The organism is Campylobacter sp. CFSAN093227 (genome assembly GCF_012897855.1).
GTDB lineage: Bacteria > Campylobacterota > Campylobacteria > Campylobacterales > Campylobacteraceae > Campylobacter_D > Campylobacter_D jejuni.
The window spans coordinates 290,116-310,131 of sequence record NZ_CP040610.1 but is presented as its reverse complement, the minus strand read 5'-3'; the positions used below and the strand labels follow the sequence as shown (position 1 = coordinate 310,131).

At 31.0% G+C, this 20,016-nt stretch carries 21 protein-coding genes; 9 read left to right on the top strand and 12 right to left on the bottom strand.

The genetic code is table 11. The features are described 5' to 3' along the window. Nucleotides 1–90: 90 nt before the first annotated feature. The 3 genes from polA to motB are packed head-to-tail and all read left to right on the top strand — an operon-like array spanning nt 91 to nt 4,268. Nucleotides 91–2,730: a DNA polymerase I gene (gene polA, locus FBF06_RS01625; protein WP_168977505.1), complete on the top strand. Its 2,640-nt coding sequence runs from the start codon at nt 91–93 to the stop codon at nt 2,728–2,730. A gap of 15 nt (nt 2,731–2,745) precedes the next feature. Continuing rightward, on the top strand, nt 2,746–3,522 hold the full coding sequence (gene motA / locus FBF06_RS01620) for a flagellar motor stator protein MotA (RefSeq protein WP_002869732.1): 777 nt from the start codon (nt 2,746–2,748) through the stop codon (nt 3,520–3,522). A 2-nt stretch (nt 3,523–3,524) separates the two neighbouring features. Next, nucleotides 3,525–4,268 carry a flagellar motor protein MotB gene (gene motB / locus FBF06_RS01615; RefSeq protein ID WP_168977504.1) on the top strand — a complete coding sequence of 248 codons (744 nt, stop codon included), beginning with the start codon at nt 3,525–3,527 and terminating at the stop codon, nt 4,266–4,268. A 5-nt stretch (nt 4,269–4,273) separates the two neighbouring features. Here motB and flhB read toward each other — a convergent pair whose 3' ends face one another. Continuing rightward, the gene (flhB, locus tag FBF06_RS01610; protein WP_002857279.1) at nt 4,274–5,362 is read right to left on the bottom strand and encodes a flagellar biosynthesis protein FlhB; all 1,089 of its coding nucleotides are present in this window, start codon (nt 5,360–5,362) and stop codon (nt 4,274–4,276) included. A gap of 118 nt (nt 5,363–5,480) precedes the next feature. Then, nucleotides 5,481–6,077 carry a peroxiredoxin gene (locus tag FBF06_RS01605; protein WP_002854219.1) on the bottom strand — a complete coding sequence of 199 codons (597 nt, stop codon included), beginning with the start codon at nt 6,075–6,077 and terminating at the stop codon, nt 5,481–5,483. A gap of 205 nt (nt 6,078–6,282) precedes the next feature. Between FBF06_RS01605 and FBF06_RS01600 the strand changes: the two genes are divergently transcribed. The 6 genes from FBF06_RS01600 to FBF06_RS01575 all read left to right on the top strand — a co-directional run bounded on the left by FBF06_RS01600 (nt 6,283) and on the right by FBF06_RS01575 (nt 9,576). Continuing rightward, nucleotides 6,283–6,567, top strand: a complete 285-nt coding sequence (locus tag FBF06_RS01600) for a 4Fe-4S dicluster domain-containing protein (RefSeq protein WP_002854354.1) — start codon at nt 6,283–6,285, stop codon at nt 6,565–6,567. Nucleotides 6,568–6,679: 112 nt separating this feature from the next. Then, nucleotides 6,680–7,093 carry a nucleoside-diphosphate kinase gene (gene ndk / locus FBF06_RS01595; protein WP_070318271.1) on the top strand — a complete coding sequence of 138 codons (414 nt, stop codon included), beginning with the start codon at nt 6,680–6,682 and terminating at the stop codon, nt 7,091–7,093. Then, nucleotides 7,094–7,447 (top strand): hypothetical protein, encoded by a 354-nt coding sequence (locus tag FBF06_RS01590; protein ID WP_002857618.1) that lies wholly within the window; start codon nt 7,094–7,096, stop codon nt 7,445–7,447. 23 nt (nt 7,448–7,470) lie between these two features. Continuing rightward, complete coding sequence (rpmF, locus tag FBF06_RS01585; RefSeq protein WP_002858674.1) at nt 7,471–7,617, top strand: 50S ribosomal protein L32; 147 nt, start codon at nt 7,471–7,473, stop codon at nt 7,615–7,617. A gap of 5 nt (nt 7,618–7,622) precedes the next feature. Beyond that, nucleotides 7,623–8,609, top strand: a complete 987-nt coding sequence (gene plsX / locus FBF06_RS01580) for a phosphate acyltransferase PlsX (protein WP_002860304.1) — start codon at nt 7,623–7,625, stop codon at nt 8,607–8,609. Further along, nucleotides 8,602–9,576: a beta-ketoacyl-ACP synthase III gene (locus FBF06_RS01575; RefSeq protein WP_002869731.1), complete on the top strand. Its 975-nt coding sequence runs from the start codon at nt 8,602–8,604 to the stop codon at nt 9,574–9,576. Before plsX ends, FBF06_RS01575 begins: the two co-directional genes overlap by 8 nt. Here the strand turns inward: FBF06_RS01575 and FBF06_RS01570 are convergent. The 10 genes from FBF06_RS01570 to fliF form a co-directional block, all read right to left on the bottom strand. After that, nucleotides 9,573–9,923 (bottom strand): RidA family protein, encoded by a 351-nt coding sequence (locus tag FBF06_RS01570; RefSeq protein ID WP_002901194.1) that lies wholly within the window; start codon nt 9,921–9,923, stop codon nt 9,573–9,575. The genes FBF06_RS01575 and FBF06_RS01570 overlap by 4 nt on opposite strands. Further along, complete coding sequence (serC, locus tag FBF06_RS01565) at nt 9,920–10,996, bottom strand: phosphoserine transaminase (protein WP_168977503.1); 1,077 nt, start codon at nt 10,994–10,996, stop codon at nt 9,920–9,922. The genes FBF06_RS01570 and serC overlap by 4 nt, the downstream gene beginning before the upstream one ends. A gap of 9 nt (nt 10,997–11,005) precedes the next feature. Further along, nucleotides 11,006–12,169, bottom strand: coding sequence for an exodeoxyribonuclease VII large subunit (gene xseA, locus FBF06_RS01560; protein ID WP_038400990.1), 1,164 nt, complete (start codon nt 12,167–12,169; stop codon nt 11,006–11,008). After that, on the bottom strand, nt 12,166–12,873 hold the full coding sequence (gene ubiE, locus FBF06_RS01555; protein WP_052796130.1) for a bifunctional demethylmenaquinone methyltransferase/2-methoxy-6-polyprenyl-1,4-benzoquinol methylase UbiE: 708 nt from the start codon (nt 12,871–12,873) through the stop codon (nt 12,166–12,168). The genes xseA and ubiE overlap by 4 nt, the downstream gene beginning before the upstream one ends. Before the next feature lie 2 nt (nt 12,874–12,875). After that, nucleotides 12,876–14,072: a hypothetical protein gene (locus FBF06_RS01550; RefSeq protein WP_002860308.1), complete on the bottom strand. Its 1,197-nt coding sequence runs from the start codon at nt 14,070–14,072 to the stop codon at nt 12,876–12,878. A 45-nt stretch (nt 14,073–14,117) separates the two neighbouring features. Further along, a complete protein-coding gene (gene perR / locus FBF06_RS01545) occupies nt 14,118–14,528 on the bottom strand; it encodes a peroxide-responsive transcriptional repressor PerR (protein WP_002854244.1) in 411 nt (136 codons plus the stop codon). A gap of 85 nt (nt 14,529–14,613) precedes the next feature. Beyond that, nucleotides 14,614–16,461 (bottom strand): 1-deoxy-D-xylulose-5-phosphate synthase, encoded by a 1,848-nt coding sequence (gene dxs, locus FBF06_RS01540; protein WP_002901197.1) that lies wholly within the window; start codon nt 16,459–16,461, stop codon nt 14,614–14,616. Further along, complete coding sequence (fliH, locus tag FBF06_RS01535) at nt 16,454–17,284, bottom strand: flagellar assembly protein FliH (RefSeq protein WP_002867751.1); 831 nt, start codon at nt 17,282–17,284, stop codon at nt 16,454–16,456. Before fliH ends, dxs begins: the two co-directional genes overlap by 8 nt. A gap of 7 nt (nt 17,285–17,291) precedes the next feature. Continuing rightward, the gene (gene fliG / locus FBF06_RS01530) at nt 17,292–18,320 is read right to left on the bottom strand and encodes a flagellar motor switch protein FliG (protein WP_002854670.1); all 1,029 of its coding nucleotides are present in this window, start codon (nt 18,318–18,320) and stop codon (nt 17,292–17,294) included. Continuing rightward, entirely contained in the window at nt 18,320–20,002 is a 1,683-nt protein-coding gene (gene fliF, locus FBF06_RS01525) for a flagellar basal-body MS-ring/collar protein FliF (protein WP_032582619.1), read from the bottom strand. Before fliF ends, fliG begins: the two co-directional genes overlap by 1 nt. Nucleotides 20,003–20,016: the final 14 nt, after the last annotated feature.

The window sequence follows — 20,016 nt, the reverse complement described above, 5'->3', positions numbered from 1 at the left end:
GCTTAAATATCTTTAAATTTCGAGACATTTTAAGCAAAATTTTGAAATAATATAACCAAAAAATATATTTTATCAAAAAAAGAAATTATTATGAAAACTTTAACTATTATTGATACTTTTGGATTTTTTTTCAGACTTTACTACGCATTAAAAGATTTTAAAAATTCACAAGGACAAGCTAGTGGAATGATTAGCGGTTTTGCAAATTTTATTTATAGCTTAAAAAATGAACATAAAAGTGATTATATTGTTTTTGCATTAGATTCCAAAGGAAAAACTTTTCGTAGTGAAATTGATCCAAACTATAAACAAAATCGCACTCCACCACCGCCTGAACTTCTAGAACAAATTCCAATTTGCATAAAGATGATAGAAAAAATGGGTTTTATAAGCGTTTCTAGGGAAGGTTATGAAGCCGATGATATCATCGCTTCTTTTGTAAAAACTTGTGAAGATAGGGATATTTTTGTACGCATTATCACTCAAGATAAAGATCTTTATCAACTCATAAAAGATGGTAAAACAAGCATTTACAGTCCTATTTCTAAAAACGACTATGATGAAGCAGCGTGTTTAGAAAAATACGGAGTAAAACCTAATCAAATCAGAGATTTTTTAGCTCTTTGTGGGGATAGTTCTGATAATATTCCAGGCGTTAAAGGTATAGGTGCAAAAGGAGCTAAAACCTTGCTTGATGAGTTTGGTAGCATAGAGGGAATTTATGAAAATTTAACCCTAGTACGTAACGAAAGAAGTCGTAACTTGCTTTTAGAGGGTAAGGAAAATGCATTTTTAAGCAAAAAATTAGCTTCTTTGTATGACAATTTAGAAGTACAAAATCTCATAGAAAAAGCCACTTATCCTGATGAAGAACCTCTTTTAAAAATACTTGAAATTTTAGAACATTACGAACTTAATACTTTGCTTAAAAAACTGCGTCAAAATCCTGATAATAAAGATAAAAATTTAGGTTTTAAAGCCACTTTAGTACAAGATGAAAACAAACTTTTTGAAATTTTAAATACCCTTGATAAAGAAAGTATTATTGCTTTTGATACCGAAACCACAGGACTTGATACTAAAGAAGCAAAAATTGTTGGTTTTAGTTTTTGCATGAATGAAAATGAAGCCTTTTACGTGCCTTTAACTCATAATTATCTTGGAGTAGGTGAGCAAATCTCATTGCAAAGTGCCAAAAAAGCTATAGAAGTAATCTTTAATCATTTTGTTATAGGGCACAATCTCAAATATGATTTTAAAATCATTCAAAACAATTTTGACTTAAATTTACCTCAAAAATACGCAGATACAATGATTTTAGCATGGCTTAAAAATCCTTCTTCAAGAGTAAATATGGATGATTTAGCTTTAAGACTTTTTAATTACGAAACCTTGCATTTTGAAAGCCTTGTTAAAAAAGGAGAAAATTTTGCAAGCGTAGAACTTGAAAAAGCTTGTAAATACGCCGCAGAAGATGCTTATATAACTTTAAGATTTTATCTTGATTTTTTAAAAAATCTTGAAACTCCTTTATTAGAACTTGCTAAAAACTGTGAATTTGATTTCATTAAAATCATTATGATGATGGAAGAAAATGGTATCAAACTTAATACAAATGCACTTGAAATCCTTATGAAAAAATTTGAAAATGAAATCAAAAATTTAAGTGAAGAAATTTATACTCTTTGTGAGGATAGATTCAACCTAAATTCACCTAAACAAGTAGGTGATATACTTTTTGAAAAACTCAAACTCCCAAGTGGAAAAAAAGGTAAAACAGGATATTCTACCGATGAAAAAGTTTTAAATGCACTTTTAGATAAACATCCTGTGATTACCAAAATTTTAGATTATAGGGAACTTGCCAAGCTTTATTCCACTTATTGCGAACCTTTGTTAAAACTAGCATTAAAAGATAAAAATTCACGCATTTATTCAAGTTTTTTACAAACTGGAACCGCTACAGGACGCCTTTCATCTAAGGATCCAAATTTGCAAAATATTCCTGCACACGGACAATACGCAAAAGATTATAAATCTTGCTTTGTAGCTAAAGATGGATTTAGTTTTATCTCTCTTGATTATTCTCAAATCGAACTGAGAATGCTTGCACATTTTAGCGAAGATGGAAAACTTTTAAATGCTTTTGCCAACGATGAAGATATACATGCAAGAACAGCTATAATGATTTTTGGAGAAAGCAATTATGAAACCAGAAGTGTTGCAAAAAGTATAAATTTTGGACTTATTTATGGCATGGGCTATAAAACTTTAAGTCAAAATTTAAAAATAGAAGCTCATTTAGCCAAATCTTACATAGAAAAATATTTTGAAAATTTTACTAGTATTAAAAAATATTTTGAAACAGTTAAAAATGAAGCTAAACAAAATGGCTTTATCACTACTTTAAGCGGTCGTAAGCGTTATTTTGATTTTGAAAACGCAAAACCTATGCAAATTGCCATGTATGAAAGAGAAAGCATTAATTCAATCTTACAAGGCTCAGCGGCTGATGTAATCAAACTTGCAATGCTAGAAATCAATAAAGAATTAAATGAAGACAAAAAGCTTATTTTGCAAATTCACGATGAATTAATTTTTGAAGTAAAAGACGATTTGTGTGAAAATTTTGTAAAAAAAACTAGAGATATTATGGAAAATATAGTAAAATTAAAAGTAAAATTAAAAACAAGTTCAAGTATCGCCAAAAATTGGGGCGATTTAAAATAATCAAGGAGATAATTAATGGATCTTTCAACCATATTAGGAATGGTGCTTGCAGTTACTAGTATTTCGGTAGGAGATATACTAGAGGGAGGCAATCCTTTGCATGTTGTGCATCTTTCTTCCTTTCTCATAGTTATGCCAACAGCTGCATTTTGCGCAATGACTTCTACGCATAAAAAAATTGTAAAAGCAGCCTACAAAGAACTCAAAGTTGTTTTTAAAGGTTCTGGAGTAAATTTACCCGAAAGGATAGCCCAGCTAGTCGAATTTGCTATTATTGCAAGACGAGATGGTCTTTTAGCGTTAGAATCAAGAACCAGTGAGATTGAAAATGAATTTTTAAAAAATGCTATGATGATGCTTGTAGATGGTAAAAGCTTTGAAGAAATTCATGAAAGCATGGAAATACAAACTGAACAACTTGAAGAGCATTATAAAGAATGTGCAGAATATTGGATAGTATTTGGAGAGACTTGTCCTACCATGGGGCTTGTTGGAGCGGTTTTTGGACTTATTTTAGCTCTTAAATTACTAGACAATCCTCAAGCAATGGCAGCAGGTATTTCAGGTGCTTTCACGGCTACAGTTACGGGAATTTTTGGCGCTTATGCACTTTTTGCTCCTTGGGGGAAAAAATTAAAAGCTAATGGAATGGATCTTGTAAAAGAGCAAATTGTCATTACTGAAGCTATAAAAGGAATTGCAGAAGGTGCTAATCCTAGAGATTTAGAAGCTAAACTTTTTAACTTCTTAAGTCACGATGATCCAAGAATTTCACAATTTGACAAAGGTTAAAAATGGCTAAAAAACATAAATGCCCAGAATGTCCAGCAGGCGAAAAATGGGCTGTACCTTATGCAGACTTTCTAAGTTTGCTTTTGGCACTTTTTATTGCTCTTTGGGCAATTTCTAAAACAAATCCTGCTAAAGTAGAGGCTTTAAAAACTGAATTTGTTAAAATCTTTGATTACACCTCTACTCAAACAGTCAAAGAAGAGAGTAAAACCCAAGAAAAATATAAAGGCACAGCAAAAGAAGAAAGCGATGAACTCAAATCGTTAAAACAAATGACTATGACACAGCAAGAAACTATCAAACGTCTTCAAGCAGCTCTAGATCAAAGCGATAATCAGGTTGCTCTTAACCTTCCATCTAAAGTTGAATTTGAAAGAGGTAGTGCTCAAATCGTTTCAGCTGATATACAAGATTATTTAAAACGTATGGCTGAGCTAACAACATATTTGCCACCTCAAGCAAAAATAGAAATTAGAGGCTATACAGACAATAGCGACTCTATTATAAGAAGTTATGAACTCGCCTACCAAAGAGCGGAAAATGTATTAAAATATTTTATAGAAGGTGGAGCAAATTTGAAAAATATTAGCATTAAAAGCTACGGGCTTAATAATCCTATCAATGGAAATCCACAAGCTCTAGAAAATAATAGAGTAGAAATATATTTTAAAGTCGATACGGCAGATACAAGCACTCAAAAATCAGTTCTTGAACTTATCAATAAAATAGGAACTAAAGCACCTTAAAAGTTTTAGTTTCCTTTTTTTACTTGACCAGCTAAACGACTCTTATTATTTGTATTATAAACAAATCCTAGCACCTCAGCTACAGCTTTAAACATTTCCCTAGGAATGAGATCATTAACATCACAAGCTTTATAAAGCTCCCTTGCTAAAGGAGGATTTTCATAAACTACAACATTATTTTCATAGGCTACTTGTTTTATACGAAGTGCGAGAAAATCCACTCCTTTGGCAACAACTCTAGGAGCTTGTTCTTTACTTGTATCATAACGAATAGCTACGGCATAATGAGTTGGATTTGTAATCACTACATCCGCACCTGCAACATCTTGAACCATGCGGCGACGGGCAGCTTCCATTTGAAGTCTACGAATTCTACCTTTAACCTGAGGATCTCCTTCCATTTGTTTATATTCATCTTTTATTTCTTGTTTGCTCATACGCAAACCTTTAAAATACTGAAAACGCACCAAAAAAACATCTAAAACAGCAATAATTAAAAAAGCAACTATAACAATAGCTGCTAAAACAATAGCCCTATCTCTTAGCCAAGTAAGCTGTGCAACCATAGTATAAAGCTCAACTCTTGGAAGCTCTTGCATAAATTTAAGCAAAACTATAAAAGCTATAGTAAAAACAATACCCACTTTTAAAATAATTTTTATACTTTCAACAATTTTTTTCAATGAAAAAAGGTTTTTTAAACCTTTCAAAGGATTGATTTTTCCTAAATTTGGCATAATAGGTTTGGTTGTAAAAATAAAACCAAATTGCATAATATTTCCCAAAACCCCAGCAATCATAATACTTAAAACAATAGGTGCAAGAATAATTAAAACCTCAAAAATGCTTTTAATCATAATGGCTTGAATAATACGCAAATCAAATTCAACACCAATAAAACTTTGATAGTATCTATATAAATTTACAATTCTCTCGCCCATAAAACTCATCATAAATAAAGTTATAGTTACTCCAATTATCAAAGTTACAATAGCTGCCGCATCTTGAGACTTTGGAACATTACCTTCTTTACGCGCATCTTCTATCTTTTTGGACGTGGGTTCTTCTGTTTTTTCTTGATCTTCGCCTGCCATATTTTAGCCTAAATAAAAATTTTAATATGTGTGTAAAATTATAGTAGAAAATTTATGAATTTCAATTAAAGAATAAAAATGAAGAAAAAGCCTCGTAAAGAGGCTTTATACTAAGAAATTAAAGTTTAGCTTCGTTTTTGCCAAGATATTCAGCCACGCCTTTAGGGTTAGCTTTCATACCTTCATCGCCCTTATTCCATCCTGCAGGACAAACTTCACCATGCTCATTTGTAAAAAGCATAGTATCAACCATTCTTAACATTTCATCTATATTTCTACCTAGTGGTAAATCATTAACCACAGCATGGCGAACTGTTCCATCAGCATCAAGCAAGAACGAACCACGAAGGGCAACTGCTTCTGCATAAAGTACATCAAAATTTCTAGCAATCTGCTTAGTTAAGTCAGCAACAAGCGGAAATTTAACCTGACCAATACCACCTTGATTTACTGGAGTATTTTTCCAAGCAAAATGTGAAAATTCATTATCTCCTGAAATTCCAATTACTTCAATGCCACGATTTTTAAATTCTTGATATCTTTTGTCAAAAGCTATAATTTCTGAAGGACAAACAAAAGTAAAATCTTTTGGATAAAAGAATACTACCGCTCCTTTTGGACCTATGTTTTTATAAAGATTAAAATCTTGAACAATTTCATTGTTTCCCAATACTGCTGGAGCAGTAAAATCTAAAGCTTTTTTAGTAACTATCATATTTTCTCCTAAATAATAAATTTTATTGATAACGAAATTATATCGTTTAAATCTTTATTTTTTTTTAAATATCTAAAATAATATTAAAAATTTAAGAAAGTTATAATTATTATCAAATAATGTAAATTTTTGATTATCAAAATTTACATTATTTAAGAATTTTATGCTAAAATCTTTTAAATCTTAATATTAAAAAGGAGAAAAAATGGCTGTAAAAATTACAGATATATGTATTGCTTGTGGTTCTTGTATTGATGAGTGTCCAGTGAGTGCTATCGTTGATGATGCTAACAATCCAGAAGGTGAAGATAGATATTATGTTTATGCAAACAAATGCGTTGAATGCGTAGGACATAATGATCAACCAGCTTGTGCCAGTGCTTGCCCAACAGATGGATGTATAGTTTGGAGTGCTGTAGAATCAGGACAACCAAGTCGTGATAATATTGGCGCTGATATGAGAAGTGGGGACACTCCAGTTTTTGCATAGTTTTAAAAAATTAAAAAGCTAGAGATTCCTAGCTTTTTCTTTTAATTTAACTTTCTTTAAACAAATTCAAGTATAATTTTAAGCTTTATTAAAATAAGGAGTTATTACAAAGATGGAAAAAACTTTATCTATAATTAAACCTGATGCTGTTAAAAAAGGTGTTATAGGAAAAATTTTAGATCGTTTTGAAAGCAATGGATTAAGAATCGCTGCAATGAAAAAAGTTCAACTTAGTAAAGAACAAACTGAAAATTTTTATGCTGTTCATAAAGAAAGACCTTTTTTTAAAGACTTGGTTGAATTTATGATTAGCGGTCCTGTTGTTGTTTCTGTACTAGAAGGAGAAGGTGCTGTATTAAAAAATAGAGATTTAATGGGAGCGACAAATCCTAAAGAAGCTAAAGCAGGAACAATTAGAGCCGATTTTGCTGAGAGTATTGATGCTAATGCTGTTCATGGAAGTGACAGCTTGGAAAATGCAAAAATAGAAATTGATTTTTTCTTTAAACCAAATGAAATTTGCTAAATGAAAATCCCTTTTTCTAAGATTAATACAAAGGAATATCCTTTTAAACTTAATCTTGAAAATATGATTTTTGAGGGAAATTTAGTAAAAATAAATCCTAAGCTTGTTAAAATAAATGCTATTATGCAAGGTTTTATCTATAGACCTTGTGATAGTTGTGGAACTGAGTTAGAACTTGAAATTAAAGAAAATTTAGAACTTTTTGCAAGTGATGGTATTTTTAAAGATGAAGCAAACGAATTGAGCAATACTATAGAATTTTTCGATGGACATATTGATTTAATAGAAGTTGCTATTAGCGAGCTTGAAGCTTATTTGAGTGATTATTTTTATTGCATAAATTGCAATAATTAATTAAATTTTATAAAGGAGAAAAAATGGCAGTACCAAAGAGAAGAGTGAGCAAAACTCGTGCAGCTAAACGCAGAACTCACTATAAAGTTAGTCTTCCTATGCCTATAAAAGACAAAGATGGAAGCTACAAAATGCCTCACCGTGCGAATCCAACAACTAAGGAATATTAAAATCAATGATTAACATTGCCATTGATGCAATGGGTGGTGATTTTGGAGAAAAACCCATTATAGAAGGCGTTTTAAAGGCGCTAGAAGCAAAACCTTTTAACGCTATCTTAGTGGGAAATTCTAAAATTCTAAAACCTTTAATACCAAAAAAATTAGAACAATATATACAATACGAAGAAGCTAGTGAAATTTTTTCGATGAATGGAAATGCCACAGATGCTTTAAAAAATAAAGAAACAACCATATACAAAGCTATTAATTTATTAAAAGAAAAAAAAGTAGATGCTGTAGTTTCAGCGGGTCATAGTGGAGCAAGTATGTCTTTGGCTACCTTAAGGCTTGGAAGACTTAAAGGTATTTCAAGACCTGCTATTGCCACTTTAATGCCAAATATCGTTAACAGAACTTTACTTTTGGATGTTGGAGCTAATACAGATTGTAAAGCTGAAAATTTATTTCAATTTGCCATAATGGGTGAAGTTTATGCTAGAGAAATTATGCAAATTCAAAAACCACGCCTTGCTTTACTTTCTAATGGTGAAGAAGAATGCAAAGGCAATGAACTTACCAAAGAAAGTCATCAGCTTATGAAAAAAATTCCAAATTTTATAGGTAATGCTGAAGGTAGAGATATTTTCAATGGTGAAATAGATGTTTTAGTCTGCGATGGTTTTGATGGAAACGTTATCTTAAAGGCTTGTGAAGGTGTAGCAACAGCTATTTTTCAGCTTCTAAAAAACGAAGTAAAGCAATCTTTTATTTCTAAAATAGGTGCTTTACTTATGAAGTCATCTTTTAAAAAATTAAAAAAACACACAGATTGGCAAGAATATGGCGGAGCACCCCTTCTTGGAGTTAATGGCTGCGTGATCATAAGTCATGGAAAAAGTGATTCTAGAGCTATTAAAAATGCAATTTTTCAAGCTATAAATTTTAGCCAATCTCATATCAATGAACTTATAGAAAATGAACTTGGGAAATACAATGCTTAAAGCCGGTCTTAAAAGTATAGCTTCTTATATTCCAGAAAAAATTTTAAGCAATGCTGATCTTGAAAAAATAGTAGATACCACCGATGAATGGATCACTAGACGCACAGGTATTAAAGAAAGACGCATTGCTAGTGAAAATGAAAATTCTAGCGATTTGGGCACAAAAGCTGCATTAAAAGCCATAGAAAGAGCAAATTTAAAACCTGAAGATATTGATGCGATTCTTGTAGCCACTTTAAGTCCTGATTATTTTACTATGCCTTCAACGGCTTGTAAAATTGCTTCAAATTTAGGACTTGTAAATATTAGTGCTTTTGATATTTCAGCAGCTTGTTCTGGTTTTATCTATTTGCTTGAACAAGCTAAAGCCTTAGTAGAAAGTGGTTTGAAAAAAAATGTTTTAATCGTAGGAGCTGAAAAAACAAGTTCAATTATGGATTACAATGACAGAAGCATTTGCATACTCTTTGGAGACGGTGCGGGTGCTGGAGTTGTAAGTTTGGACAATGAAAATCATATCCTTGATGTACATACTGCAAGCAATGGTAATTATGGAGATCTTTTAATGACTCAAAGATCGCAAAAATCAAGTCTATGTCAAACACTTTCTATGCAAATGAAAGGCAATGAAGTTTTTAAAATAGCAGTAAACACGCTTAGCAATGATGTTGTAGAAATTTTAGCTAAAAATAACATTTTAGCACAAGAAATTGATCTTTTTATTCCTCATCAAGCTAATCTACGCATCATTAAAGCCGTCCAAGAAAAACTCAATCTAAGCGATGAAAAATGTGTGATTACCGTACAAAAATATGGCAATACTTCAGCTGCTTCTATACCTATGGCAATGAATGATGCCTATGAAGAAGGACGACTTAAAAAAGGAAATCTGATCTTACTAGATGCTTTTGGCGGTGGTTTTACTTGGGGATCTGCGCTTTTAAAATTTGGAGGAGAGAATTTTTAATTCTCTCTTAGCTTTCCAAAAGCTTGAATTTCTACCAAATAACCCTCTGCTAAAGCACTTCCTACACAAGCTCTAACAGGTTTAGGATAATTTTTAATCCAAGCATTATAAATTTCATTCATTGCATCAAAATCTTGCATATTAGCTAACCAGATTTGAATTTGAATCAAATCTCCTTTGCTTGCGCCTATTTTTTCAAACAAAGCATCAAGTTCTGCAAGTGCTTCTTTGGTTTGTTTTTTAATATCTCCGCTAGGTTCAAAAGCCACTTGTCCTGCAGTCTTAAAATATTTATCAAAAACAATAATTTGCGACATTCTATCGCACTCATCAAAACGCTTTATCATGCATATTTTCCTTGAAATTCTTTCATAAATTCGCACAAGGTTTTTACCTGATCCAAATTAAGCGCATTATAAATACTTGCACGAATTCCTCCTAAAATTCTATGTCCTTTAAGTCCTATCATTCCAGCTTCTTCGGCTTCCTTTACAAAAAGAGGCTCTAAATCTTTATTTTTAGCAATATTAAAACTCACATTCATTAAAGATCTGTCCTTTTTATCTGCATGTCCTTTATAAAATCCATTACTTAAATCAATACATTCATAAAGCATAGCAGCTTTTTGAGAATTTTTCTCATATACTTTATCAAGTCCGCCTTGATTTAAAAGCCAATCCATTTCAAGATTAAACATATAAATGGCAAAGGTTGGAGGCGTGTTAAACAAGGACTGATTCTCAGCATGAGTCAAATAATTTAACATGCTAGGAATTTGTTTATTTTTGGATCTTTCTAACATATCTTTACGGATAAAAATACAACTTAAACCCGAAATTCCAGCATTTTTTTGCACCCCGCCATAAAAAAGAGCAATATTTGAAAAATCTATTTTTCTAGAAAAAAAATCACTCGATGCATCCACAATCAAAGGAGCTTTAGTTTTAGGATAATTTTGATATTGAGTGCCGTAAATAGTATTGTTAGAACAAATATAAGCATAATCAGCATTATCGCTAAATTCCACTCTAGGAATATGATCGAAATTACTTTCCTCACTACTTGCTACGGTTTTAACATTGACACCTAAAATTTGTGCTTCTTTAATCGCTTTTTTTGTCCAAACTCCTGTATTTGCATATTCACAAACCCCATTTAAAGCTAAATTCATAGGAATCATAGCAAATTGCAAACTTGCTCCACCTTGTAAAAATAATATTTCATAATCATCATTTAACCCGTAAAGTTTTTTAGCTTTCTCTTGTGCTCCAAAATGCACTTCTTCAAATACTTTTGTGCGGTGAGAAATTTCCATTATAGAATAACCCTTACCCTGATAATCACAAAGTTCTTTTTGAGCTTGCTCTAAAATTTCTAAAGGTAAAGTTGATGGCCCTGCACTGAAATTGATTTTTCTCATAATCTATCCTTATAAAATTTTTGCTTCTTTTTGAGAAGTTAGAGAACTTAAAATAACAATATCATCACTCTTAAGATCTTCTAAGTTCACTATTTTACCATTTTTTCTGATACAAATAAACTTTTTGCTTTTATTAAAAAAATTCTCATGTTGCAAATAAGCATTTTGCAATTTATCTAATTTTAATTCATTATAACTCATTTGATTTGCCAGTAGATGATTTAATTGCTTTTCTATATTATAGCTTTGTTTTATTTTTTCATCTATTATTTTTGGCAAAGAATTAAATTTGAAAAATTTGCTTAAATTTAAAAGCAAATTTTCATAATTTTGTATTTTATAATTCCAAAGTTGCATTAATTTTTCTTCCATTAAATCTAAACTTTGTTCTATATCTAACTTAGAATAAAACAAAGCATCTATAGCAGCTGAGGGCGTTGGAGCTCTAAAATCTGCAACAAAATCACTAATAACATAATCAATCTCATGTCCTATGGCTGAAATAATAGGAGTTTTTGCTTTAAAAATCTCTCTTGCTAAATTTTCATCATTAAACCAAAAAAGATCTTCCCTGCTTCCTCCGCCACGTGCTATAATAAGAACATCTAAATCCATATCATCGGCTTTTTTTAAAGCTTGTATAAGAGAAAAAGGAGCACTATTTCCTTGAGTTAAAGCATCAAAAATATAAATTTTTGCCAAAAAATATTCTTTTTGATGAATAAGTTTTAACATATCTTGCAAAGCAGCAGAAGTTTTTGAAGTGATAATGCCTACTTTTTTAGGAAATTTTGGCAAAGATTTTTTAAAGCGTGAATCAAAAAGTCCTTCTTTTTGCAAACGCTCTTTTAAAGCTAAAAACTGCGCTTCCAAATCTCCAAAACCTGCTTTTTTCATACTAGTAGCGATAAATTGATAACGACCACTTTCAGGATATAAACTCACACTTCCACAAAGCTCTAAAAAATCCCCCACCGCTGGTTTAAATCCGACTTTTAAATTAGCCCCTTTAAACATAGCACAAGCAATGCTTGATCTTTCATCTTTTAAATCAAAATACCAATGCCCTGAACCATGCAAAGTAATTTTTGAAATTTCTCCACTTAAAACTATATCATCAAAATGTGTTTCTAATAAAGCCTTTGCTTTAAGATTTAATTCTGTTGGTGTCATAGTTTTTTTGCTATAAACATTGAACTCACGCCAAAGCTAAAACTTTTATAATCAAGCATTTTAAAACCAGCATTTTTAAGCTCTAAAATAAACTCTTCCTTACTTAAAAATCCTTCAATAGAATTTGGCAAATACTCATAAGCACTTTTATTTTTACTGATTACCCCACCTATACTTGGTAAAATATTTTTAAGATAAAAATCTCTACAAGCTGCTATAAATCCACCCTTTTCTCTTTTTGTAAATTCCAAAACTACCAAAATACCTTCTTTTTGAAGTACTCTAGCAAATTCGCTTAAGGCTTTTTGTCTTTCTACAACATTGCGAATGCCATAACTAATACTTAAAATATCTAAACTTTGACTTTCTAAAGGTAAATTTTGCGCCCCTGCTTCTATAAATTCAACATTTGGAAATTTTTCTTTTGCAACATTTAGCATGCCACTACTTGGATCAATACCTTTAATATTTAGAATATTTTTTTCCATTTTTAAAGCACTCTCTTGCCAAATCTCTATCATATCCCCTGTGCCACAGGCAATATCAGCGATTTTTAAATCTTTTTTTAAATACAAACTCATCACTCTTTGACAAGCTTTTTTGCGCCACGCTACATCAGCTCCAAAGCTTAAAATTCTATTCGCCTTATCATAAGTAGGTGCAATTTGATTAAACATTTCTATAATTTTTTCTTGTTTTTGCATTTTTATCCTTTGTAAATTTTCAAATTTTTACTTGATTTTTTAAGCAATTTGCAAAATTTATTTTTATTATTGATTATTTTCGAAAAAATATTTTTATCCCTATCTTTGCAATATTTTTCATAAAGTTTGTTTAAATTTTTTATCTCTAAAAAACGATAAAAATATTCTAAAAATATTGCCAATTCAAAAAAACTATTTTCAAAAAGCTCTAAATCAAAATTTTTTAGTATATTTTTTCTAAATAAAATAATTTTTTTTCTAAGTTCTAACGCAACAAGTTGTTTAAAAAACCTATCTTTGCAATCGCCTTCATAAAAAGAATTTTCCTTTATGAAAAAATCAAAATCATTAAACAAATCTTGGATTTTTTCATCGCTTAAAAATAGCAATAAATCTTGATTTGAATTTTCACTTGCTAAAATATCTTGAGTTTTTTTCGTTATATCTTTAAACTTTAAAGCCAAAATATTACTCAAATTTTTATCTAAAATAGTATTCATACTTGATAAAACTATATACAAGCTTCTTGAATAAAATAAAAATTCGCATAAACTTTGCTTATCTTTTCTCTCTAAAGATAAAGTCCAATAAAATTTTAATTTTTTAAATAAATAAAATAAAAAAATTCTAAATCCATCATAAGCATTAATATAATTTGGAAAATCCAAGCTAAAATTCTGATTTTTTTCTATAATTTTAAAATATTTCTCTATATCAAAATTTTGATATTCAAAACCATATAAAACGATATGTTTAGAATTTAAATCATGATGTAATTCTTTTTGAATTTTAAAATCTTTAGGAATTTTAAATTCATTGGAACTATCCAAAGTTGGAAAAAATATTTTTAAAATACAAATTTTAGGCTCTTCATAAATATCAATATAACTTTTTAAAGAGCAAAATTTAAATTCGAAGCGTTCTTTTTTAATACTCTTTCCTATAATCTTTTTTCGAGCTTTTTCAAATTTTTTTTTAGAAATTTTCTCTTCTTGATTCTGTTCTAAAATTGAATTATTAAATTTTGTAATTTTATAAAATTCATTGCAAAAACTTTGAAATTTAACACTATGATTTGAAGTTATTTGAGTATAAAAAGTTTCAAATTTAGAATTTCGAAAAGGTATATTATCTTTTTTTAAATTCTCTAAAAGAGTGCAATCAGATAGTAAAAAGTTTTTTTGAATTTCATAAACCATTAAAATAACCCTTAAAATATATGGGTTATTTTAACCTTATTTTGCTTAATGACACTTTTTGCAACTATCAACATAAGCACAAACAGACAGATGATTGACGAGATTGCCTATCTTTTTTTCTAAATGCTCTTGATATTCATAAAGCTTAGCATCTTTAAAACTTAAATCCTCTATACCACCACATTTGGCGCAAACAACATGAATATGTTCTTCTTCATAGATATCGTAACAAGTTTTTTGATTTAAAACATTGATTTCAACAACTAAACCTTGTTCTTGTAAAGTATTAAGATTTTTATAAACCGTCGCTAAAGAGATTGAAGGGTATTCTTTTTTAATTTCTGTATATAATTCATCAATATTAGGATGCTCATGTCTTTTTAAAATTTTTAAAACACATAGTCTTTGCGGAGTAGCTTTTAACTCATGTTTTTTAAGCATTTGTAGTAATTCCATTTTATTTATTCCTTACTTTTTTAAGTAAAAATAATAATAAAATTTTTATTAAAAGAAGTTTATATTAAATAATATTTTTTATTATTTAATGATAAAATTTTAAAACTTTCGTCAACAAACTATTGACATCTTTTTCTAGATTTTTTTCCACCTCACTTGTTTTTCCATGTTCAATAAATTTGTCTTCATATTCAAAGCTAACAACTTTTACATGCAAATCATATTTTTGTAAAAAATTATTAATTAAACTTTCTATACCGCCAATTTTAACATTTTCACTAAAAATAAACCAAATTTTACTTTTTTTAGCAAGCTCACACAAAAGCTCTTCATCTAAAGGTTTAGCAAAAATTAAATCAATCAAATTAGCATTATTATTCATTTCTTGCAAGGCTCTTAAGACTTGCCACGCTTTTGCCACACCTTGTCCATAACCTAAAAAAGCAATTTCACTACTATTTTTTACAAGCCATTGCGCCTTACCAAGTTTTATCTCACAAGGATTAAATTCTTTATCCAAAATAAAACTCCCTCTAGGATAACGAAAAGCAATAGGTCCTTGATGTAAATAAGCATACTCCATTATATTTTGCATCATTTGTTCATCTCTTGGGGCTAAAAGAGTGAAATTTGGCAAAGGAGCTAAAAAACTAAGATCAAAAACACCTTGATGCGTCTCCCCATCTTCGCCTACTATCCCTGCCCTATCCATAGCAAAAACCACATTTAAATTCATAATCGCACAATCATGGATCACTTGATCATAAGCACGCTGCAAAAAAGTGCTATATATTGCAATAAAAGGTTTAAATCCTTCTTTTGCCATAGCGGCCATAGAAGTTACTGCATGCTGTTCTGCAATAGCCACATCCCAAAAACGATTTGGATATTTTTCTATAAGCTTATCAAGACCTGTTCCACTTGGCATAGCCGCCGTAACCCCAACAATATTTTCATATTTTGAGGCTAAATCAAGCAAATTCTTAGAAAAAATTTCAGTAGCAGATTTTTTAGTATCACTTTTTTTAACACTCTCTCCACTATCTATATCAAAAGCTCCCACCCCGTGCCATTTAGCATGTTTTCCTTCAGCTAAAGCATAGCCTTTACCCTTTATAGTTTGAGCATGTATCACACAAGGCTTTTGCATAGCTTTTGCTTGTTTTAATGCAGAAATAATTTCACCTAAATTATGTCCATCAATAGGCCCTATATATTCAAGCCCTAATTCTTCAAACAAAAGCCCAGGAGTAATAAGTTTAAAACTCTCTTCAAAACGCTTAGCCATATAAGTAGCACTATCAGGCAATATATCCAACATTTTAGCAATACGCTTTTTAAAACTTTGATAAAACTGCGTTGCCATAGCCTGAGAAAGATACTTTGAAATTGCTCCAATTGGTTTTGAAATACTCATTTCATTATCATTTAAAAGTATTACGCAAGGAAATTTAGAATCACCCAATTCATTTAAAGCCTCATAGGCCATACCCGCACTTAAAGCACCATCTCCAATCAAAGCAACAGGAATACGCTTTTCACCTTTTAAAGCAATGGCCTTACAAGCACCTACTGCCAAAGAAATAGAGGTGCTAGAATGCCCTGCTACAAAATAATCTCCCTCGCTAGGTTTTGTATAACCACTTAAACCATTGATTTGTCTTAAAGTATCAAATATTTCTTCTTTTCCGCTTAAAAGCTTGTGTGTATAAGACTGATGCGACACATCAAAAATAAAAGGATCTTTTTTTGCATCAAAAACCAAATGCATTGCTATACTAAGTTCTACAGCACCCAAATTTGAACTTAAATGCCCACCATTTTTACTCACAACTTGTATGATTTTTTCACGCATAGATGCTGCTAAATTTTCTAATTCTTTTAAACTTAGCTTTTCTAACTCTTCTTGAGTATGGACAAATTTTTTACTCATTATTCACCATTTTTTTAATTTTAGCTAGACGAGAGTTAAGATTGGATTCTATATTACCTGCGTCACTTATAATAACAACACTTCCTTTGCTAATTGCATCATCAAGACTTATTTTAATGTGAGCATTCTGATCAAATTGCTCTTTTAAATACTCATAATCCTCTGCATTAACCTTAAGCTCAATTGCACTAGCACCCTTAAGCTCGCCGATTAAATCTTTAGCCAAAGCATAAGCTATCTTACTTGAATTTAGTTCAAGTTCTTTTAAGATTACTTCTTTAGCGATATCTATAGCAGTATCTGCTAATTCTTTCTCATTTTTTTCTATGAAATTTTCAAGATTTTCGCAAGCATTATCGAGTTTGGCTATACTTTTTAAATACTTATCTTTAAAATCACTCAATTCCTTTTGAAATTCTTCTTTTGCTTTCTCATAACCTTCTTTGGCAAATTTTTCTTTAGCATTTTCAAGTTCTGAATTTAAGCGGTTATTAAATTCATTCTCTTGGCTTTCTATTTGCATTTGAAGTTTAATAATATTGCTTGACATTTCATCTGTTTTTTTAAGCAAATCTTCAACAAAACTTGGTTGAAATGTTGGAATTTGAGTTTCCATAACAGCTTGCGTAGAGGCAATGACTTGATTTTCTTCGACTGGTTTTTCGTCATTTAAAGATATATTAGCATTTTCTTCATCTGGAGTTTGAGTATGTTTTTTTTCACCTGTATGATTATCAAATTCTGAAATAACTTTAAAACGATATCCTTCAACAACATGCTGATCAGAAGCCCCACCAGAAATTACATTGCTACGATTAACCATCTCTCACCTACTCTATCATTTCATCCGCATCGCCTGTTTGAACAAGACCTTGTTCTGCAAGTTTTTGCACCACTTCAACAACCTTTCTTTGTGCATCTTCAACATCTTTAACACGCACAGCACCCAAAAAACCCATTTCTTCAAGAAAAGCTTCGCTTGCACGCGTAGACATATTGGCTAAGAATTTTTGCTTTAACTCTTCACTTGCACCTTTTAAACCTATCATTAAATCACGCTTATCGGCTACTTTTAAAATTTCTCTTATAGCCTGAGTGCTAAGTTTTTGTATATCATCGAAAGTAAACATAAGCTCTTTAATAGTCTCTGCTAAGCGTTCATCACTTTGTTCAATATAAGTAATGGTTGATTTGCTTGCTTTTTGACCCAAACGATTAAGCACTTCTGCTACTGCTCTTGGGCCGCCCACTTCAACCTTATAAGAGGTAAGACTTTCAAGCTTGCTTTCTAGCACTGCAGAAACTCTTTTAATAATACTTGGAGAAATATCGCCAAGATTTGCCATTCTTATAACCACCTCAGCCCTTAATTCATCGCTAAAATACTCTAAAGTTTCTGCCGCATGAATAGAATCCATGTGTGCCAAAATAAGAGCGATGGTTTGTGGGTGCTCTTTGGTAATAAAGTCTGCAAGTTGCTGTGGTTTAATTTGCGCCAAATAAGCAAAATTTTGATTATTCTCCATGCTTTTAGTGAGTTTTTCAAGAATTTTATTTGCAATCTCTGGTCCAAAAGTACGAAAAAGTATTTCTTTAGCATATTCTAAACCACCACTTTTAATATATTGATTTGATTGAAGCAGAGTGTAAAATTCTTCTAAAACTGCAGTAGCTACAGATCTATCAACATTTTTAGCCATAGCAATATAACGTGAAATTTCTGTGATTACATCAATTTCCATATGTGAAAACACAGAAGTGGTTGCATCTTCGCCAAGTTGTATAAGAAATATCGCTACCTTCTCAGGCATCGATAAATCATCATAGACCATTTTTTGTTCTTCACTTAGCTTTATCATCACATATCCTTTTCGCCAAATTCGCTATCATTTTGAATTAAGTTTTGCAAAAGTGCTGCAATTTCCTCACCTTTATCACTTACCAAACCACGCAATTTTTCAAGCAAAACCTCATACTGGATAGAATCTTCATTGAAGTTATCCCCAAAACCAAGTTGTTCTTCAACTTTTTTCCTTGCTGCATTAAATTTCTCTAAAGCATCTTCAGCATCATCTAAAACAGCATTTGGACCTTGCTGCATTTCCTCTTGTGCTGCGACATCTTCAAGCATTTTTTGAGTAAATGGAGCAATAACTTTTTTGTAAAAAATAAAAAGTAAAATCGCTGCAATAAAGTATTTAACCGGCGGAATAAATGGCTCAACAAAACGATTGTAAAAAGTTTTAACTTTACTCTCAACTCTAATCGACTCACGATGAAATGGTAAATTTTGCACCACAACACTATCACCTCTAGTAGCGCTAAAATTAATAGTATTTTTAACTATACTCTCAACACTTGCAAGCTCTTCTTTAGTCAATGGGACATATTCGCTTTTCACATCCCCATTTTCATCAACCACATCTTGATATTTTCCATCTATAGTAACAGCTGCTGAAGTGCGTAAAACTGTTGCAAATTGTTTTTTGGTATTTGTGATAGTTTTAGAAAGTTCATTATTTGTAGTAACTTGATTTTTTTTATAAGTGTCAATTTGACCCTTATTGTCAAGTCCTTCAACAGGACCTATATTAGAAACAGCACCTGGAACACCCTGAATTTCTGGATCTTTTCTACCTGTTCTTTCCTCGTTTAAAGTTTGCTCACTACGCACTATAGGATTTGGATCATAAATTTCACTTTGAGATTCTTGCTTGGAAAAATCAAAATCTATATTTACACTCACTTTTACTTTATCCATGCCACCTGCAAAAGGAGCTAAATTTTCTATAATCTTATCTTCTAAAGCTTTTTCTTGATCACTTTTAAATTTAATTTGCGCACGAACCAAGTCATCTTCATATGCTTCTTGCTCATCTAAAGGCACACCACTTTGATCACTAATCTTAACATTTTCTTTAGTAAGTTTTGGAACTGCCGCTGAAACAATATTTTTTATACCATCAATTTGTTTTCTAGTAAGCTTTAAACCTTCGCGAACATTAACAACAACTGAAGCTGTAGGCGGAATTTGCCTTTCGGTAAAAACACTATCTTTAGGAAATGCTATATGTACAACAGCACTACGAATAGGTTCTAAAGTCTCAATAGTTCTTGCAAGTTCACCTTCTATGGCTCTTTGGTATTTTACCTTTTGCTCTTCATTTGTAGCTCCAAAAGCTTGAGTATCAAAAGCTTCAAAACCCACGCGACTATCTTTTATAAGACCTTCGCTTGCAATAAACATTCTTTGACGATAAACCTGATCTTGTGGAACTAAAATTTTATTTTCACTTTCTAATTTATAGGGAATATTATTTTGTTCAAGTTTAGCTACAATTGCAGCAGAAGAACTTGGGCTTACATTTTCAATTAAAACTGCATATCCATTATTTGCATTACTACCACTTCCACGAAATAAAGCTAAAAAAACCAAAAACCCAACCACAACTATAATAGATGCAGCAATCACTATACGCTGCTTGCGAGTTAAATTTTGATAAAGTTGCCCAATTTGATGAAGCATATTTTTAAAATCCATTAATTCTCATCCCT

Coding starts and splice junctions, on each gene's coding strand:
- dxs (WP_002901197.1), bottom strand. CDS start 16,461: ATGAGTAAAAAATTTGTCCATACTCAAGAAGAGTTAGAAAAGCTAAGT.
- ndk (WP_070318271.1), top strand. CDS start 6,680: ATGGAAAAAACTTTATCTATAATTAAACCTGATGCTGTTAAAAAAGGT.
- fliG (WP_002854670.1), bottom strand. CDS start 18,320: ATGATAAAGCTAAGTGAAGAACAAAAAATGGTCTATGATGATTTATCG.
- FBF06_RS01605 (WP_002854219.1), bottom strand. CDS start 6,077: ATGATAGTTACTAAAAAAGCTTTAGATTTTACTGCTCCAGCAGTATTG.
- FBF06_RS01550 (WP_002860308.1), bottom strand. CDS start 14,072: ATGGTTTATGAAATTCAAAAAAACTTTTTACTATCTGATTGCACTCTT.
- FBF06_RS01570 (WP_002901194.1), bottom strand. CDS start 9,923: ATGATAAAGCGTTTTGATGAGTGCGATAGAATGTCGCAAATTATTGTT.
- fliH (WP_002867751.1), bottom strand. CDS start 17,284: ATGGTTAATCGTAGCAATGTAATTTCTGGTGGGGCTTCTGATCAGCAT.
- FBF06_RS01590 (WP_002857618.1), top strand. CDS start 7,094: ATGAAAATCCCTTTTTCTAAGATTAATACAAAGGAATATCCTTTTAAA.
- xseA (WP_038400990.1), bottom strand. CDS start 12,169: ATGACACCAACAGAATTAAATCTTAAAGCAAAGGCTTTATTAGAAACA.
- plsX (WP_002860304.1), top strand. CDS start 7,623: ATGATTAACATTGCCATTGATGCAATGGGTGGTGATTTTGGAGAAAAA.
- motB (WP_168977504.1), top strand. CDS start 3,525: ATGGCTAAAAAACATAAATGCCCAGAATGTCCAGCAGGCGAAAAATGG.
- fliF (WP_032582619.1), bottom strand. CDS start 20,002: ATGGATTTTAAAAATATGCTTCATCAAATTGGGCAACTTTATCAAAAT.
- ubiE (WP_052796130.1), bottom strand. CDS start 12,873: ATGCAAAAACAAGAAAAAATTATAGAAATGTTTAATCAAATTGCACCT.
- motA (WP_002869732.1), top strand. CDS start 2,746: ATGGATCTTTCAACCATATTAGGAATGGTGCTTGCAGTTACTAGTATT.
- rpmF (WP_002858674.1), top strand. CDS start 7,471: ATGGCAGTACCAAAGAGAAGAGTGAGCAAAACTCGTGCAGCTAAACGC.
- FBF06_RS01575 (WP_002869731.1), top strand. CDS start 8,602: ATGCTTAAAGCCGGTCTTAAAAGTATAGCTTCTTATATTCCAGAAAAA.
- serC (WP_168977503.1), bottom strand. CDS start 10,996: ATGAGAAAAATCAATTTCAGTGCAGGGCCATCAACTTTACCTTTAGAA.
- flhB (WP_002857279.1), bottom strand. CDS start 5,362: ATGGCAGGCGAAGATCAAGAAAAAACAGAAGAACCCACGTCCAAAAAG.
- FBF06_RS01600 (WP_002854354.1), top strand. CDS start 6,283: ATGGCTGTAAAAATTACAGATATATGTATTGCTTGTGGTTCTTGTATT.
- perR (WP_002854244.1), bottom strand. CDS start 14,528: ATGGAATTACTACAAATGCTTAAAAAACATGAGTTAAAAGCTACTCCG.
- polA (WP_168977505.1), top strand. CDS start 91: ATGAAAACTTTAACTATTATTGATACTTTTGGATTTTTTTTCAGACTT.